Here is a 16,041-nt window from a genome sequence, read left to right as displayed (position 1 = left end):
GTATTTCGGATGACGAGTCTCGTGATAATAAGCGGCCTTTCAGGCTCCGGCAAGAGTACGGCCATGAACGTTCTGGAGGATCTCGGATATTACTGCCTCGATAATCTTCCGCTCGCCCTTCTGCCAAAGTTCATCGAGCTCTGCGAGAGCTCCAAAGGGGATATAAACAAGGTCGCCCTCGCCGTCGATGCGAGGGAAGGAGTATTCTTCAACCGGGCGCCGGAGGAAATAAAAGAGCTAAGGGATAAGGGGTATCCGCTCGATCTCATCTTCCTCGATTCCTCGGACAACGTCCTCCAGAAAAGATACAAAGAGACCAGGAGACGGCACCCCCTTTCCGTGAACGGCAGTATCGCCGAGGGCATAACCAGGGAAAGAAAAATGCTGAAGGACCTGAAGTCCCTGTCCGACTTCACCATCGACACATCAGATTTCAACGTTCACCAGCTTAAAGAGGTCATAAAGGGCAGGTACGAGAGGTCCGACACCAACAAGCTCCAGATAAACATCCTGTCGTTCGGATATAAACACGGATATCCTTATGATGCGGATATGATCTTCGACGTCAGGTTCCTGCCTAACCCGTTCTTTATAGACGAGCTTAAGGATCTGACGGGGCTCGACGAAAAGATAAGGGATTTCGTACTCGGCAAGGAAGATACGAAAGAATACATGAAGAAGCTGACCGACTTCCTCGAATTCCTCATACCGAGATACGAGAAGGAAGGCAAGGCATATCTCACGATCGCTCTCGGATGCACGGGAGGGAAGCACAGGTCGGTCGTACTCGCAAACGAGCTGTCTCGATATTTCGAGCGCCTGTCGCCGGTCACGAGGCACAGGGACATCACAAAGAACTAAGGAGAGCCGTTATGGTCGGTATAGTAGTGGTAACTCATGGAGAGCTCGCCAAGGAATTGATATCCGCCGTGAACTTCGTACTCTCGTCGAACCCCTCGGTGAAGATGGAAGGGGTCTGTCTCGATCCCGACAGGGAATTCGAGAGCTTCAAACAGGAAATAAAAACCGCGATCAAGAAGGTCAAGGGCAACGACGGAATCCTCCTCGTGACGGATATGTTTGGGGGCACGCCGTCCAACATCAGCCTGACTTTCCTCGACGAAAACAACATCGAGGTTATTTCGGGCGTCAACCTCCCGATGCTGCTCAAGCTCGCGACGCTCTCGGACAAAGTCACGCTCATGGAGGCCGTCAAGATCGCCGAAGCGGCCGGAAGGGACAACATCATCGTCGCAAGCAAGCTCCTGAAGAACAGAAATCAGTAACCCGCCCGGCTCCCTCCCGGGGGCCGTTCCGCCGTCAGGATTTGAAAAAACTTCTCCGTGATATATAATTTATCAAGGTTACCAATAACTTACAAACCGGAATTTTCGATGAAAAAAGAAGAGATAGACAAAATAATAGAAGCCTGGAAAAGCTACCTTCTTCAGGGACAGCTCGAAGGCTACGAGCTCGAAATCGACAAGAGCGTTCCCATGGAATTCGCGGCCATAGCCCTTCACCTGGACGTACAGACAGTGCGCGCCGCGGGGCAGGTCGAGGAATTCTACGAAGGCTACAGGCAGGCCGCCGTCGACGTGCTCAATATCATGGGGGTCGAAATAGCCCAGGACGACTACAACAAGGTTATATCGCTCTTCAAAAAAGAGTCCGACGACGACAAGCAGGAAGAGCTCAAGAAACACATATGGGGATGACCGATCGGCTCATCCCGTGCTCGCCGCCGATAACGCCGTCGGTACACCTGGAACACCTTAAGACAGATGAAACTCGCCGACCTTTTCGACTGCCTCCTACTCGACCTCGACGGTGTCGTTTACATAGGCGGCCGCCCCACTCCCGGCGCCGGGGAAACCATTAAAAGACTCCGGGACGACGGCAAATCCGTCATATTCATCACTAACGACCCGAAGCGAACCGCACACGGATATTCCGAAAGGCTCCGGGAGCTCGGCGTCGAGACGGTGCCGGAAGACGTCATAACGTCCGGCATGGCGCTCGCCCATCACATAAAATCCGTACACGGCGACGTCGGCGGCATGAAGGCATACGTAGTCGGCAGCGGCTCGCTCAAGGAAGAGATAGCCCTCACGGGGCTTTCCGTGGTCGAGGGGGAAGAGGCCTATCATGCCGACTTCGTTATAGTCGGCGGGCATCCAGATTTCCACTACGGCGAGATGAAGACCGCCACCATAGCCGTAAGAAACGGCGCCAGCTTCTACGCGACCAACAGGGACCCGTTCTACCCGAGCCCCGAAGGCCTCATACCTGCCACGGGGGCCATACTCGCCTGCATAGAGGTCGCGTCGGGCAAAACGGCCGTAACGGTCGGAAAGCCCGAATCCATAATGTTCGAGGTCGCCCTAGCCGAGCACCTCCACAGGGATAAAAAAAGGCTCGTCATAATCGGCGACAGGCTGGACACAGACATCACCGGCGGCAAGAGGGCCGGTATAATAACGATACTCACGCTCACGGGCTCGACGAAAAGAGAGGATATCGCCGGCTCGGATATAAAACCCGACTACGTGATAAACGACCTCAGGGACCTCTACAAAGACGCCCCCGGGGCATGACTCCGAAATGCCGAGAATAAAAGTAGATTCGATAAGCCTCAACTACGAGCTCTCGGGTTCGGGGCCCGTCGTCGTTTTCATAAACGGGCTCACGATGGATCTTAACGGATGGCTCTTTCAGGTGGCCCCGTTCGGCAAACGCTATACCGTGCTTAGATACGACTGCAGGGGGCAGGGGGCGTCCGACAAGCCCGACGGGCCCTATTCACAGAAGATGCACGCCGAGGACCTGTCAGGGCTCATGGACGCCCTCGGAATCGACAGGGCTCACGTCGCCGGGCTCTCCAACGGGGGAATGATCGCGCAGCACTTCGCGCTCTTATATCCCGATAAGCTCGGCGCGCTCGTCCTCACCGACACATCCTCACACGTAAAGCCGCTCCTCCGCCTGACTATAGAGTCGTGGATAAAGGCGGCCGAGGCGGGCGGAAGCGGGCTCAGGTACGACGTCGCCCTCCCCTGGCTCTTTTCCGAATCGTTCACCGAAAAGAACCTCGAAAAACTCCTCGCCATGAGGGAGACCAACATCATAAACAACCCGGTGAGGACTCTCGTAAACCTCTCCCGTGCAAGCGCGGCGCACGATCTCAGGGACTGGGTGTCGGGCATAAAGGCCCCGACGCTCATCATAAGCGGCGAGGAAGATATCCTGATCCCGCCCAAATACGCGAGGGAGCTCCGCGAGAAAATAAAAGGCTCGGCCCTCGTTATTCTAAAAGACTGCGGACACGCGCCGCCCATCGAAAAGCCGGATGAATTCAACGAAATCGCGCTCGAGTTCCTGAAAAAACACGACGGGCTCCTGAAAAGCGCCGGATAGCCCCGGGCTTTCCGGTACGCATTCCCACTCTCCATTATCCGTAAATACATCTGGTACAATATTGGGAAATCCCCTTGTGACCCCCTACCATCACGCGTGCTCACCGAGCCGGGGCGCTGAAAGAGCAGGGAACCGGGACGGAGAAACAGTCTTTAAAATATGAACTCGACCAGATTCACCCGCTTCCTCGGCTCGCCCGACAACAAGGCCATACTCTGGATGGTCCTGGGGGGCTTCGACTTCGCGACAATGGCCGCGCTCATCCACGCCCTCGGGAAGGAATGCGACTGGCTCATACTGGCGTTCCTCCGGATGTTCCTTTCGTTCGTCTTCGCCCTAATCCTCACGCTGCGCGCCGGCATTACCCCCATAGTGCTCAACAGGCCGCTTCTCTGGCTAAGGAGCTTCGTCGGCTGCTCGGCCATGGTGGCGACATTCTACGCGCTTACGCGTCTCCCCATCTCGGACGTCGCCGTGATAACCGAGACCAAGCCGATATGGGTTGCGCTCCTCGCGGGCTATCTTCTCGGCGAGGCGGCGGGGAAGAGAATATGGGTCTCCATCGTCATGGGCATGATCGGCGTCGTTCTCGTCGAGCACACGCACATAGGCAACGGGAGCATCGCGGGCCTCGCCGCGCTTTACGGCGCGCTCGCCGGGGCCGTCGTGATGATAATCCTCAGGAAGCTTCGCGGGCTCGACCCGCGCGTCATAGTGACGCACTTCGCCGGCACGGCGTCGCTCACGTGCCTCGTTCTCATATTCGCCCTCGGAAAGGATTTCGATCTCTCGTTCATGTCGGAGACAAAGAACCTGCTGATGCTCGCCGGCGTGGGGGTATTCGGCACCGTGGGCCAGCTCGCTATGACGAAGGCGTTCGCAATAGGCGAAGCCCCGGGCGTTTCGGCGGCGGGGTTTATAAAGGTCGGCTTCTCGGCGGGATACGACATCCTCGTATTCAGATACGCGATAGAGCTGATAACGCTCCTCGGGATAACGCTCATTCTGGGATCGACCGCATGGCTCATAAAACCGCCTGCCCGGAAGACCGTAAAAGAAGTGGAAATGAAGGAAGAAGAAGCCCGCGGCATGGAAACGGGCTAGCGGAGGGCTTTATTTAACCTCGTCCGACCTCCAGACGAACTCGCCCTTCCTGTTGATGTATGCCCACTTGCCGTTCCCGAGCTCGACTATGGCGAGCCCGCCCGAAAAGCTTACGGCCGTGTGGAACCGGGGCTCCACGACAACCTCGCCCCGCTTGTTGACGAACCCCCACTTCGGCCCCACCCTCATGCTGGCGTACCCCTCGGAGAAATCCCCGACCTGGTCGTATTCGATGGGGACGATAATCAGCCCGCTCTTGTTGATGAAGCCCTGCTTCTCCCTTTTCGTAACGGCGGCCGCCCCCTCCTTGAAGTGCCTCGCGCCGTCGAAGTCCGTTTTCAGCTTCACCTCGCCGAACCTGTCTATGTAGACGTACCGCCCGTCCGCCGCGACGCACGCGAGCCCTTCGGAGAAACCCTCGGCCCAGTCGTACTTCGGCTCTATGAATACGTCGCCGTTCTTCTTTATAAAACCGCCCTCTCCGTCCTCGACGATTAGCGCGAGGCCGTCCGAAAAGCTGAACGCCCTCTCGAAACGCGGCTCTATCTTCATCCGCCCCGTCTTGTCTATGTACCCCCACCTGCCGTTTATCTTCACGCTGGCAAGCCCCTCCGAAAAAGGCTCGGCCTTCTCGAACTCGGGCTCGGCGACTATCTTCCCCACCCTGTCTATGTAGCCGTACCTGCCGTCTATCTTGACGTGCGCGAGGCCTTCCGAAAATTCGTGCGCCTCCTCGAACTGCGGGGTTATGACCATGATGTCGAACTCGTTTATATAGCCCCACTTGCCGTCCTTCTTTACGAGCGCCCTCCCCTCCGAAAAATCCACCGCCCCCTCGTATTTGTAAGGGATCACGAGATCGCCCGAACGGTTTATGAACCCCCATTCGAAATCCCGCTCGACGGGAAAGAGGATGTCCGCACCGGAAGCCCCGCTATAGTCAGGGTTCTTTGACGCACAGGACTGAAAGACAAAAAGCAGGAGCAGCGAGGCAAGCAGGGTAAAGCTCTTCATATTCGTCATGGTTTTATACGAGGCCGCTTCCCGCCGGCAGCGGCGTCCTGTCTGGATTAATGGAACAGGCGAGTCGCCTGTCGTCCCCCCCGATAAGCGCAGGCAGGCCTGCGTGATTTTTTTAATTACGGCTCCGGACGATAACGACCGTATCGTGCGCATTTCGGAATCGTAATCCAGGCTGCGACGGTCCGAAAAGCCACAGTTATTGCAACACGTAAGGGGAAAAAAGTCAAGACAATCGCATGCTTCCGGCGAGATACACGTCCCGGGGGGCTCGTTTATACACCCGTAGCCCGGCGGCCCGGGAATAGTTCTACAGGGTTTTTCAGAACGGAAGGATTGGGTATAGTTGATTTTGACCCGTAGAGGTAAAATACGTAAATAACAAGGTTCAAAAAGGGGGGATGAAATGCGAAAGGTTCAGGAGCTGAAGGCTTCCCAGGTTTACCGTGTCTGTGATTTGGGCTCCCTAAACGTGGAATCCACCGACGACCTCAGGCCCTGCGAGGATTTCATCGGTCAGAAAAGGGCCGTGGACGCCATAATGTTCGGGCTCGGGATGGAGTACAGCGAGTACAACATCTACCTCGCGGGGCCGACCGGCGTAGGGAAATCGACAACGATCGAAACCATCCTCGACAGGGTTGCGAAAGAAAAACCCACCCCGGGGGACTGGTGCTACGTCTACAACTTCCAGAACCCGAACGAACCCAGGGCCATAGACCTCCCGACCGGCAGGGGGAAGGTCTTCAAGAAGGACATGGACGAGTTCCTCCAGGTCCTGAAAACGGATATCCCGAGGGCGTTCGAGAGCAAGGAGTTCGAAGAGCAGCGTCAGAACGTAATGAACGAGTTCCAGAGGAAAAAGAACAACCTCTTCGAGGAGCTCCAGAAGAAAGGGGCCGAAAACCAGATACAGGTGCAGTTCTCCCCGACGGGTATAATCACCATCCCCCTCGTCGAAGGAAAGCCGGTAACACAGGAAAGCTACGCCACACTCGACGACGCGACCAAGGAAGAGATACAGGCGCGAAAAGAGAAAATAGACAACCTCGTCGCCGAGTCTCTCAAGACGGCCAGGAAAGTAGAAAACGACGCCGGCGAGAAGATAAAGGAGCTCGAAAAAAGGGTCGCCCTCTTCTCCGTCGGGCAGATAATCGAAACGCTCAGGGAAAAGTACACGTCCTTCCCCAAAGTCATAGACTACCTCGACCAGATGCAGAAGAACATCCTCGAGAATATAGAAATCTTCCTCCCGGAAAAGAACGTTCCCCAGGCGGGGATGCCCTTCATGGTGAGAGGTCCGCAGCAGCCTTCGCCGCAGTTCACGGAATATAAGGTAAACGTCGTCATAGACAACTCCCTCACCGAAGGCGCCCCTGTCATTTTCGAAACGAACCCGACTTACAACAACCTCTTCGGCTCCATCGAAAAGGAAGTGAGGTTCGGGGCGATGTTCACGGACTTCACGATGATACAGGCCGGCTCCCTGGCCAAGGCCAACGGCGGCTACATCGTCCTCGAAATACTCGACATGTTCAAGTATCCCTTCATCTGGGATGCGCTCAAAAAGGCCATAGAAAACGAGGAGCTCCGTATAGAAGACATCTACCAGCAGTATGGCTTCTCGGGCCCCGTCGGCATAAGGCCCGAGCCCATAAAACTCGACGTCAAGGTCATACTCGCCGGGAACTCCTACATGTACCAGATGCTCTATTCCTACGACCAGGATTTCAGGAAGCTGTTCAAGGTAAAGGCCGACTTCGATTCCGTGGTCGAAAGAAACGACGAGACTATTTCCCAGTACTCCTGCTTCATAAGGACCATATGCGACAGGGACAGGCTCAAACCGTTCGACAGGAGCGGCATCGAGCGCGTGATCGAATATTCTTCCAGGCTCTCCGGCGACCAGAACAAGCTCTCGGTGCAGCTCGGCTCGATAACGAAGATACTGAAGGAGGCCGACTACTGGTCGAGGGTCGAAGGAGACGAGGGCTCCACACGCCGCGAGCATGTAGAGAAGGCGGTAGAGGAAAAAGTGTACAGGTCCAACATGGTCGAGGAGAAGATACAGGAGTCGATAGCCAAGGGCGTCATAATGGTCGATACCGAGGGCATGGTGACGGGCCAGATAAACGGCCTCGCCGTCTACAACATGGGCGACTACGCGTTCGGAAAGCCCTCACGCATCACGTGCGAAACGTACATGGGCACCGAGGGCCTCGTCAACATCGAGCGCCGGGCCCGGATGAGCGGCAACATACACGACAAGGGCGTCCTCATACTGAGCGGCTACATCGGCTCCAACTACGCGCAGAAAGTGCCCCTCAGCCTTTCGGCGAGCATCGGCTTCGAGCAGACGTACGAGATGATAGACGGCGACAGCGCCTCGGCAGCCGAGCTCATTGTTCTCTTTTCGAGCCTCTCCGGGGTGCCGGTGAAGCAGAGCCTCGCGATAACGGGCTCCGTCAACCAGAAGGGCCAGATACAGCCCATCGGCGGCGTCAACGAAAAGATAGAAGGGTTCTTCGAGGTCTGCAGGGCCAAGGGGCTCACTGGCGAGCAGGGCGTCGTCATACCCTTTCAGAACGTAAAGAACCTCATGCTCAAAAAGAGCGTGGTCGAGGCCATAAAGGCCGGGAAGTTCCACATCTACCCCGTCGAGACCATAGAGCAGGCGACCGAGATATTGACCGGCAAGGAAGCCGGAAAGCGCGGCGAGAGCGGGAAGTTCAAGAGGGGGACAATAAACTACCTCGTAGACAAGAAGCTACGGGAGTTCGCCGAGGACTACAGGAAATTCGGAAGGCCGCAGCGTCCGGCCAGGAAAGCGTCCGAGAACTCGGACAAATAACGGGGGCTACCTCGAAGGCAGGGTCAGGCGCTTTTTCGAAAAGCCGAAGAGGTTAACGAACCCTGCGAACGATGCGTCGCTAAGCTCCTTCAGCCGCGATATGTGAACGGGCGTATCTTTTCTTATCTTCTCCGGGTCTATAGCGGCCGCTTCTTCTATCTCCTTCCGGTTTTCGGGGATGCCGAGCCACCTCTCGACCATCCTTTCGTCGACTTCCATGTGGAACTGAAAGCCGTAAACGTTGTCCCCGTACCGAAACGCCTGGTTCTCGCAGAGCTCGGACGAAGCCAGGAGCGTCCCCCCCCCGGGCACGTCGAACGTGTCGCCGTGCCACTGGAATATCTTCTCCGTTTCGGAAAAATGCGAAAGCAGCGGGTCGGACGCGCCTTCCGTGTTCGGTGTAACGTCGTACCAGCCGATTTCCTTTTCACGGTTCTTCCTGACCCTGGAGCCGAGGGTCTTCGCGATGAGCTGCGAGCCGAGACAAATGCCGAGGACGGGCATGTCCGACTCTATGGCCTTTTCTATAACCCGAACCTCAGTCTTGAGGAAGGGGTACCTCCCCGTTTCGTCGACGTTCATCGGCCCCCCGAGGACTATGAGCCCGTCGTACCCGGAAAGCATCGGGACGTAATCGGGATACCGCTCGAAGTTAACGTACTTTATCCTGAAGCCGGATCCCCTGAGCAGAGGGTCCAGCGTACCAAGTATTTCGTGGGCCACGTGCTGAAATACGAGAAGCTTCGGCATAAGGTTGCAGATTCCCCGAAGATGCTTTTTAGATTTTACCCGGTAATCGGTTTTTGTATATACGGAATGTGCGGCTGAGAGACACGAAAGGCCGCCGGCGGTCACCTGCAGCCTTATCTTCCCCGTCACTATCTCCCCGAACATCGCCCAGTCGCCCATGAGGCTCCAGAGGGGATACTTGAACGTGGCGGGCCTGTTTTTCTCGACGAAGAAATGGCCCACCCACGCAAGGCCGTATCCGAATACGGGGGCGAGGAGAAAAAACAGCCACTCGCCGAAGATAACGGCAGAGAGCACGGACGCTATCACGAGCACGCATCCGGCGAAATGAAGCCGCCTGTTCAGGGGGTCCGAATGCTCGCTCAGATAAAACGGGTAGAACTCGGCGAAGCTGCCGAACTCCTTACCGCATTCCTCGCGATCGTGATTACCGCCGGCCACGTGACATCACCGTCCGTTGGGTGTATATAAACGATAATATCACGGCCGCGCTTCTTCCCGCAAGCGCGAGCGATCCGGACGGGAAGTCTCGAGAACGGCCCGGGGCGGTCTAAACCCCGGGCGTAAGGTTACAGTACTGCTCCGGGTTACTCGCCTTTCAGGTACTTTACGACGTCTTCCTGTATGGACTCGTCAACTAGCTGCCTCCAGTCGTCGTTGCCTTCGGCTATCGAATTTCTTACCTTCGTGGCGGATATGAAGCCTATGTCGTCGGGCGGGGTGAACTCGTTCATCTCGTATCCGACTCCCCTCCCCCAGTTAACGGATTCGATGTCCGGGATTATCATCACGACGACGTCGTCGCCCTTGCTCTTGTGGTACTTTTCGATCATGCTGACCGTCTGCTCCGTCGTGAAAGGGTTCTTCGGGTCGGGCGGGATATCCCTTACCATTATCAGGCACGGCACTCCCTTGTCCAGCTTCTGCCTTACGAGGCTCACGTGCCCCATGTGATACGGCTGGTACCTGCCGATGAAGACAGCCCTCTTGCTCTTGGAGGGCGCTATCTCCTGGTTACCGTGATTTATAAACTTCCACTCGCTCATTAAAGTCTCCTCTGTCGGTCAAAATTCTTTAGATTTTTGCCGGGTTCGAATCAGGCATGGTAAACGGAATTTCAGTATACATGCCGGGCGCTATTTTTCAATTTCGCTTCCGCGCGGGCTTTTCGGCCCCGGCGGGCTTCCCCGAGATCGCGGCCGCGACGGCGGCGGCGAGCTTTCGGTTCGCCCCGGCGTCGAGATGCACCCCGTCGGCCTTGCTCGGCTTTACCACCCCGGCCGCATCGAGGAACCTGCACCCGAGGAGCTCTGCTATCTTTTCGAGCTCCCTTCCGAGCTTCTTCGATTCTGTCTGCCTTCCGCTGAAAAACAGGCCCATGTACGGCGAAAGCGCGCCGAGATGAGGCGGCGCCACGAGAACTATCTCCGGCGCGCCCGCTCCGGGGCCGCACATGCTCCTGAGAGCCGTCCAGGCAAGCGACATGCACGAGGCCGCGATGTCCTGCGCGGAGAAACCGAACCTCGTCCAGAGGTCGTTCGTCCCCAGCATGAGAACGAATATGTCTATGGGGGCGTGCGTTTCAAGGACGAGCGGAAGCGAAGCCTTGCCGTTCCTGTCGGCAAGATAAGGGCTGTCCCAGCAGGTCGTCCTGCCCGGAAGCCCCTCCTCGATGACGCGGTAGCCCGGGCCGAGCTTCGCCTGAAGGACGCCTGTCCAGCGTTCTTCGTATGCGTACCTCGTCCCGTCCTCGGGCTTAAAGCCCCACGTGATGGAATCCCCGTAGCACAAAACGGTTTTCATAAACAATCCTCCGTATTATGTTTTATCGATTTTTCCAAATATAACCCCTCCCGGTACGCCGTGACAACAGCATGTTCGTTCGTTTACGTCTCCGGCTCATACCGCCAGCGCCCCCGGAGGGTTTTCTTTTCGAGCGATTTCGCGAGTCTCGAAAGGAATTCCTCTCTCGAAATCTCCTTGCCGCCGAGGCTCTTCATGTGGCTGTTAGGAACCTGGGAATCGATGAAGTCGAAACCGTTCGACGCGAGGAATCTATCCAGATGATAGAACGCAACCTTCGACGCATCCCTTACCCTGTGGAACATCGACTCCCCGAAAAAGACCCCGCCCAGCGAGACGCCGTAGAGCCCTCCGACGAGCTCGTCCCCGCGGTATGTCTCGACGGAGTGCGCATAGCCGTCATGGTGAAGCCTGGTATACGCATCCAGCATGTCGCCCGTAATCCACGTCCCCTCCTGCCCTTTCCGCGCCGTCGCGGCGCAGAGGCGCATGACCTCCTCGAACGCCGTATCGAACCTCACCTCGAAGACGCCGGATTTTATCGTCTTCATGAGGCTCTTCGACACGTGAAGGCCGCCGAGCTCGAAGATGAGGCGCGGGTCCGGGGAGAACCACATTATCGGATACCCCTCCGAGTACCACGGGAAAATTCCGCTTGCGTAGGCGAGCAGGAGACGCTCTTTCGAGAGGTCGCCCCCTATGGCGAGAAGGCCGTCTTCCTCGGCCATGTCGGGGCCGGGAAATGAAATCGAGCTGTCCAGAAGATAAACGGGCATCGGGGGAATATTATACGCGTATGAGATTTGACGGAACGAAGGTTCGTATCCCGGTCGGATTCGGCGTCAGGCGTCCGAGTGCCCGAGGTCCATTCCCGGGGCGACGTGGTCCCTGACGAGCTGCTTGAGCTCCTTTATGTCGGGAAAGCGCCCCCTCTCCTTTCTCGACCATACGAGCTCGCCCGAAACCCTTACCTCGAACACGCCGCCAGTTCCGGGAACGAGCGCAACCTCGCCGAGCTCCTCGCTGAACGTCGTCAGCAGCTCCTGCGCCATCCACGAAGCGCGGAGGAGCCAGCGGCACTGCCGGCAGTACTTTATCTCTACCCGGTTTTGATTTTTCGTCCCTGTCATTAAAATAGTCCGAAAGGTTATTTTATCAGCCGCCGCGGCGGCAGTCCACATATTCAGGTTGGCTGCGGGCGCGCTATGTGTAATAATTACGAAAATTGATACTTAACGGAGGTGGATGGTGCTTAAAGAATTCAGGGAATTCGCGATAAAAGGAAATGTCGTCGACATGGCCGTCGGTATCATAATCGGCACCGCATTCGGCACTATAGTCCAGTCTCTTGTAAACGATGTCATCATGCCCCCTATCGGCCTCGTTCTCGGAAACGTGGACTTCTCGAACCTTTTCGTAGTGCTGAAAGAAGGGGTCCCGCCAGGCCCCTACGCCGCCCTTGCGGACGCCCAGACCGCCGGTGCCGTAACGATAAATTACGGCGCGTTTATAAACACCGTCATCAGCTTCCTCATAGTGGCCTTCGCGGTGTTCGTACTTGTCAAGAATATAAACCGGCTCAAGAGACAGAGCGAAGAGGCCCCGCCGGCCCCGCCCGAGCCCTCGAACGAAGAGAAGCTCCTCACGGAGATAAGGGACATACTCAGGAACAAGTAATTAACGCGGGGACGCAGCCTATTTATTATCCGGAAGGCCCGGCATGGCGTCGTTCCCGCCGCTCGCCGCGGGGGACGGCGGCGGGGCGGCATCCGAATCTCCAGGCTCATTTATTTCGGCCCTTTTCACCGGCAATATAATCGTAGCCGGTATGTTGAGCGTCTGCTTTATGAGACCGAGGAGCCCGAACCTTATAGCCGACGGCGATATCTGTGAAACGGACGGATTCGAAAGATCGCCGGTTATCTTTATCGGAATGGAAACGTTACTGTCGCCGAAGATGTAGCTTATAAGCGGTATCTTGTCTATCACGGAATCGACGGCCATTACGGGGATTACTATCAATTCGAGGTCGAGCTTGTCGTTGACGAGATCGACGGACCCCTCGCATAAAACCTTTAGCGAAGGCCCCTCCATCACCGCTTTATTTATATTGATCTTGCCGTCGTTAATATCGGCGCCGGCCGTGAGCCTGTCGTACCTGAATCCATCTTTTTTGAAATCCGGCCCCTGTCCCCTGAACATGTCCCCGAAATTGAGTATGGCGAAGAATCTCGCAAGGCTCCCGTACTTTTCGACCCAGCCGTCGGTCGATGTCAGGTCGATGCGGCCCTGAAGCTTATCGAAGAAGCCGCCCTCCCCGGCGTTCGAGGAGAGGACCGCCTTCAGATCGAGGTCCCCCGAGATAATGCCGGCCTTGTCGAGCAGGCATTTTATGACGACCTCCAGGCTTTCGTCGGCCGTATTCGGCCTGAATTCGAATTTGACCCCGGGCGGGGCCACGCTCACGAACCCCGGCGTCGAAATGCCGCAGAGGTCGGCCTTGCTCACGTCTATGCCGATGCCGTTTTCCATGAACGAGACCATGGCGTGGACGGAATCCCAGTTGAGCTTCTTGAACTTAAAGCTCGCCGATTCTATATTGACCCTGCCGCTCACGGGCGACTTCCACTTCTCCCCCCCGGGCTGCGGGGTGCTTGCGGGCGCTTCCGGGGCGGCCTCCCCCTCTTTCCATTCGAGCGAGTCCGCCTTTACATTCACGTCCACGTCCCACTCGGGTCCCCCGTCCGGGCCCGCCGCGCCTTCGCCTTTCCCGTCCGGCGCCTTCTTTTTCCCCCCGCCTTTCAGCTCGAGGCTGGAATTTCCGACCGAAAGCGGGCCCGAAAATACGAGCTCCTCGGGAAGCGGCACGTATTCGGTTAATATGTCCATCGCCGGCGGCGAGACCTTCCCGTCGAAATCCATCTTGAGCGAGAACAGCTCCGTAAAGTAATCGCTGAGCACCATGTCCAGGTTGACCGACGTCTCGCCGTGCGAAAGGACGGCGTTCGAAAGGGTGATCCTCCCGCCCGAGGACTCGACGCCGGCGCTCGCTATCACGAGCCTTTCGCGCGGCCCCGAGAGCTCCATGCCGACGGCTGTCATCATGCCCTTCGCCGTAATCGTCCAGTCCTTTACTTTCGAAACCGGCCCGGTCACCGATACCGACGGGAATTCCGCCCTCCCCGTAACGGCGCCCAGGTCTTTAAGATGCGGCCCGAATCCCTTGAATTCCCCGAGCCATGAATAAATCTGCCCAAGGTCTATCGACGCTGCCCCCGTCTTCATGTCGAGGCTGTCCTTGTCCCCGAGCTCTATAACCCCCGACACGTCCGCGAGTGAGCTGTTCCCCCCGGTTACGGTGAATCCCTTGAGCGTCATGACCTTATCCGCGAACGAAAACGTCCCGCCCTTTATCCCGAGCGGATAGGGGAACCGTCCGTACTCGGCCGTGATGTCTATATCCGTCGCATTTATTATCGGGTCAGGGTTTTTCTTCCTGTCGCCGAGCCTGAGCCTGCCCGTCACCCTGCCCGTTACGTTCGACAGGAGCGAAAGCTCGTGGTTCACGACCTCGTCGTCGACGAACTGCATTATCACCGGAGGAATTTCAGACGGCTCGGCGTCGACCGCTATATCGAGAGTGAGATCCTCCTCGTCGCCGCCCAGGCCCAGGACCAGCGTGCCGTCGTACCCGAGGGATTTTCCGAGCCTTCCCCTGAGGTTAGTCCCCCGGAGTAGCCCGTCCGCTATAACCGCGTCCCCGCTCGCTTCCTCTATGTCGTACCCGACCACTGGAATGTGTATAGAGCCGCCGACCATGCTGCCACGGAGCGCGAAGTTCCCCTCTCGCCAGAAGTCCCTGAACGTCGGCCCGGCGGCCTCGAGTGTAATCTTCGGGACAGTCCCTCCCCTCACGACCTCGAATATCTTGCCTGCGACGTCGTTCCCCCCGGCCACGGCGAGGGTGGCCTCTCTTGCGGCCCCGGCGTCCACGTTCGCGCCTTCCAAAAGGAGCTTCCCCGAAGCGGGGGACTTTTCCATCTCGTACGAGCCGGATATAACGGCCGGCGGGTTCTCGAGCTCCGCGCGGCCTAGGACGACCTTCGTCCCGGCATCCGAGAGCTCGGCGTTGGCGGCGAGGCTCTTAAGACGCAAAGTGAACTCCTCGCCGTTTCTCAAGAGCGTAAGGCCGGGCGTCGAAGCGCCCAGTTTCAGGTCGAGCGAATCCAGTTTATCGGTCGTGAAATCGACGGCAAGGTTAACACTTCCGTCTTTTATTATGCGTAAGGCCTCGGGTAAATAACGCGAGAGAAGCCGTGGCTTAAATCCCTCTACCGTAAGGCTGCCTTTTACATCTTTTGCCCCCGTGACCGCGAAAACGCTCAGGGACAGCCTGTCCCACAGGCTCCCCCGCCCGGAGACGCTGACCTCGAGCCTGCCGTCGGGGAGCCCGACGCCGGCGTTAAGGCCGTCGAACGTAAGGTCCTCGTACCCGGGCTGGCTCAGGACCAGGCTACCGTTCCTTATCGCGGCTTCGAGCCCCTTGTCCTGCCTGTCGAAATACCCCAATACGGAGGAAATATAATTTCGCACTATTGTTAGGGTATCGCGCTCCTCCACGGTTTCCGGCCCGGCTGTTTCCGGCATGGTGAGCCTTACGACCGGCTTTACGATTTCTATAGAGTCTATTTCGACGTGACCGGTCAGCAGGGGAAGCACCCTCGGATATACGATGAGCGTCTCGAACGTCCCCTCGGCCTCCCCGGGTATCGAAAAGCTCCCGGCCCTTATCTCGACGCGGGGCCTGTGAAAGAACTGAAAGTCTATGGATTCGAAGTCGAACTTCCCGGCTATCCTGGCCGAAAGGTAGTTGAGTATCTCTTTTTTTACGTGCTCACGGCTGATGTACTTCTGGGCCAGGAGCAGCGATAAGGCCGCAATTACAACTATTACCGCGAGGCCCGACATTAACCATATTGAAGCTCTTTTAAAGGTTCTCAATTAAAGAATCCTGCCCGTCTTCATCCCGCCGGAGGCGGAAACGAACGAAGGGAACGGGCATGTTAATCAGACTCATTAAGTTTAACCAAGAAGAA

General features: G+C 57.1%; 15 protein-coding genes. 8 read left to right on the top strand and 7 right to left on the bottom strand.

Going from position 1 to position 16,041, the window contains the following annotated elements; translation table 11 throughout:
* Positions 1 to 9 precede the first annotated feature (9 nt).
* The 6 genes from rapZ to PKC29_10635 all read left to right on the top strand — a co-directional run bounded on the left by rapZ (position 10) and on the right by PKC29_10635 (position 4,521).
* Positions 10 to 861 (top strand): RNase adapter RapZ, encoded by an 852-nt coding sequence (gene rapZ / locus PKC29_10660; protein HML95878.1) that lies wholly within the window; start codon positions 10 to 12, stop codon positions 859 to 861.
* A gap of 11 nt (positions 862 to 872) precedes the next feature.
* Positions 873 to 1,286: a PTS sugar transporter subunit IIA gene (locus PKC29_10655; GenBank protein HML95877.1), complete on the top strand. Its 414-nt coding sequence runs from the start codon at positions 873 to 875 to the stop codon at positions 1,284 to 1,286.
* A gap of 108 nt (positions 1,287 to 1,394) precedes the next feature.
* Entirely contained in the window at positions 1,395 to 1,718 is a 324-nt protein-coding gene (locus PKC29_10650; protein HML95876.1) for a hypothetical protein, read from the top strand.
* 66 nt (positions 1,719 to 1,784) lie between these two features.
* Complete coding sequence (locus tag PKC29_10645) at positions 1,785 to 2,597, top strand: HAD-IIA family hydrolase (protein ID HML95875.1); 813 nt, start codon at positions 1,785 to 1,787, stop codon at positions 2,595 to 2,597.
* A gap of 7 nt (positions 2,598 to 2,604) precedes the next feature.
* The gene (locus PKC29_10640) at positions 2,605 to 3,417 is read left to right on the top strand and encodes an alpha/beta fold hydrolase (protein HML95874.1); all 813 of its coding nucleotides are present in this window, start codon (positions 2,605 to 2,607) and stop codon (positions 3,415 to 3,417) included.
* Between the two features lie 159 nt (positions 3,418 to 3,576).
* The gene (locus PKC29_10635; protein HML95873.1) at positions 3,577 to 4,521 is read left to right on the top strand and encodes a DMT family transporter; all 945 of its coding nucleotides are present in this window, start codon (positions 3,577 to 3,579) and stop codon (positions 4,519 to 4,521) included.
* Between the two features lie 9 nt (positions 4,522 to 4,530).
* Here the strand turns inward: PKC29_10635 and PKC29_10630 are convergent, their stop codons facing one another.
* On the bottom strand, positions 4,531 to 5,544 hold the full coding sequence (locus PKC29_10630; GenBank protein HML95872.1) for a WG repeat-containing protein: 1,014 nt from the start codon (positions 5,542 to 5,544) through the stop codon (positions 4,531 to 4,533).
* A 403-nt stretch (positions 5,545 to 5,947) separates the two neighbouring features.
* Here PKC29_10630 and PKC29_10625 point away from each other — a divergent pair, with 403 nt between their 5' ends.
* A complete protein-coding gene (locus PKC29_10625; protein HML95871.1) occupies positions 5,948 to 8,392 on the top strand; it encodes an AAA family ATPase in 2,445 nt (814 codons plus the stop codon).
* Positions 8,393 to 8,398: 6 nt separating this feature from the next.
* On the opposite strand, the gene PKC29_10620 is transcribed toward PKC29_10625, so the two are convergent.
* The 5 genes from PKC29_10620 to PKC29_10600 form a co-directional block, all read right to left on the bottom strand.
* Positions 8,399 to 9,583, bottom strand: coding sequence for a DUF962 domain-containing protein (locus PKC29_10620; protein HML95870.1), 1,185 nt, complete (start codon positions 9,581 to 9,583; stop codon positions 8,399 to 8,401).
* A 146-nt stretch (positions 9,584 to 9,729) separates the two neighbouring features.
* Complete coding sequence (locus PKC29_10615) at positions 9,730 to 10,188, bottom strand: hypothetical protein (protein HML95869.1); 459 nt, start codon at positions 10,186 to 10,188, stop codon at positions 9,730 to 9,732.
* A gap of 97 nt (positions 10,189 to 10,285) precedes the next feature.
* Positions 10,286 to 10,945, bottom strand: a complete 660-nt coding sequence (locus PKC29_10610; GenBank protein ID HML95868.1) for an SGNH/GDSL hydrolase family protein — start codon at positions 10,943 to 10,945, stop codon at positions 10,286 to 10,288.
* Between the two features lie 83 nt (positions 10,946 to 11,028).
* Positions 11,029 to 11,721 carry a leucyl/phenylalanyl-tRNA--protein transferase gene (gene aat / locus PKC29_10605; protein HML95867.1) on the bottom strand — a complete coding sequence of 231 codons (693 nt, stop codon included), beginning with the start codon at positions 11,719 to 11,721 and terminating at the stop codon, positions 11,029 to 11,031.
* A 66-nt stretch (positions 11,722 to 11,787) separates the two neighbouring features.
* Positions 11,788 to 12,075 carry a SelT/SelW/SelH family protein gene (locus tag PKC29_10600; GenBank protein ID HML95866.1) on the bottom strand — a complete coding sequence of 96 codons (288 nt, stop codon included), beginning with the start codon at positions 12,073 to 12,075 and terminating at the stop codon, positions 11,788 to 11,790.
* Between the two features lie 118 nt (positions 12,076 to 12,193).
* On the opposite strand from PKC29_10600, the gene mscL reads away from it, so the two are divergent.
* A complete protein-coding gene (mscL, locus tag PKC29_10595; protein ID HML95865.1) occupies positions 12,194 to 12,622 on the top strand; it encodes a large-conductance mechanosensitive channel protein MscL in 429 nt (142 codons plus the stop codon).
* 18 nt (positions 12,623 to 12,640) lie between these two features.
* Here the strand turns inward: mscL and PKC29_10590 are convergent, their stop codons facing one another.
* The gene (locus tag PKC29_10590) at positions 12,641 to 15,913 is read right to left on the bottom strand and encodes an AsmA-like C-terminal domain-containing protein (protein ID HML95864.1); all 3,273 of its coding nucleotides are present in this window, start codon (positions 15,911 to 15,913) and stop codon (positions 12,641 to 12,643) included.
* Positions 15,914 to 16,041: the final 128 nt, after the last annotated feature.

It is taken from the genome of Thermodesulfobacteriota bacterium (assembly GCA_035325995.1).
In the GTDB taxonomy this organism is placed as follows: domain Bacteria; phylum Desulfobacterota_D; class UBA1144; order Nemesobacterales; family UBA2774; genus JADLGH01.
Note: the sequence above shows the minus strand (reverse complement) of the source record. Positions and strands in the feature narration are given on the sequence as shown.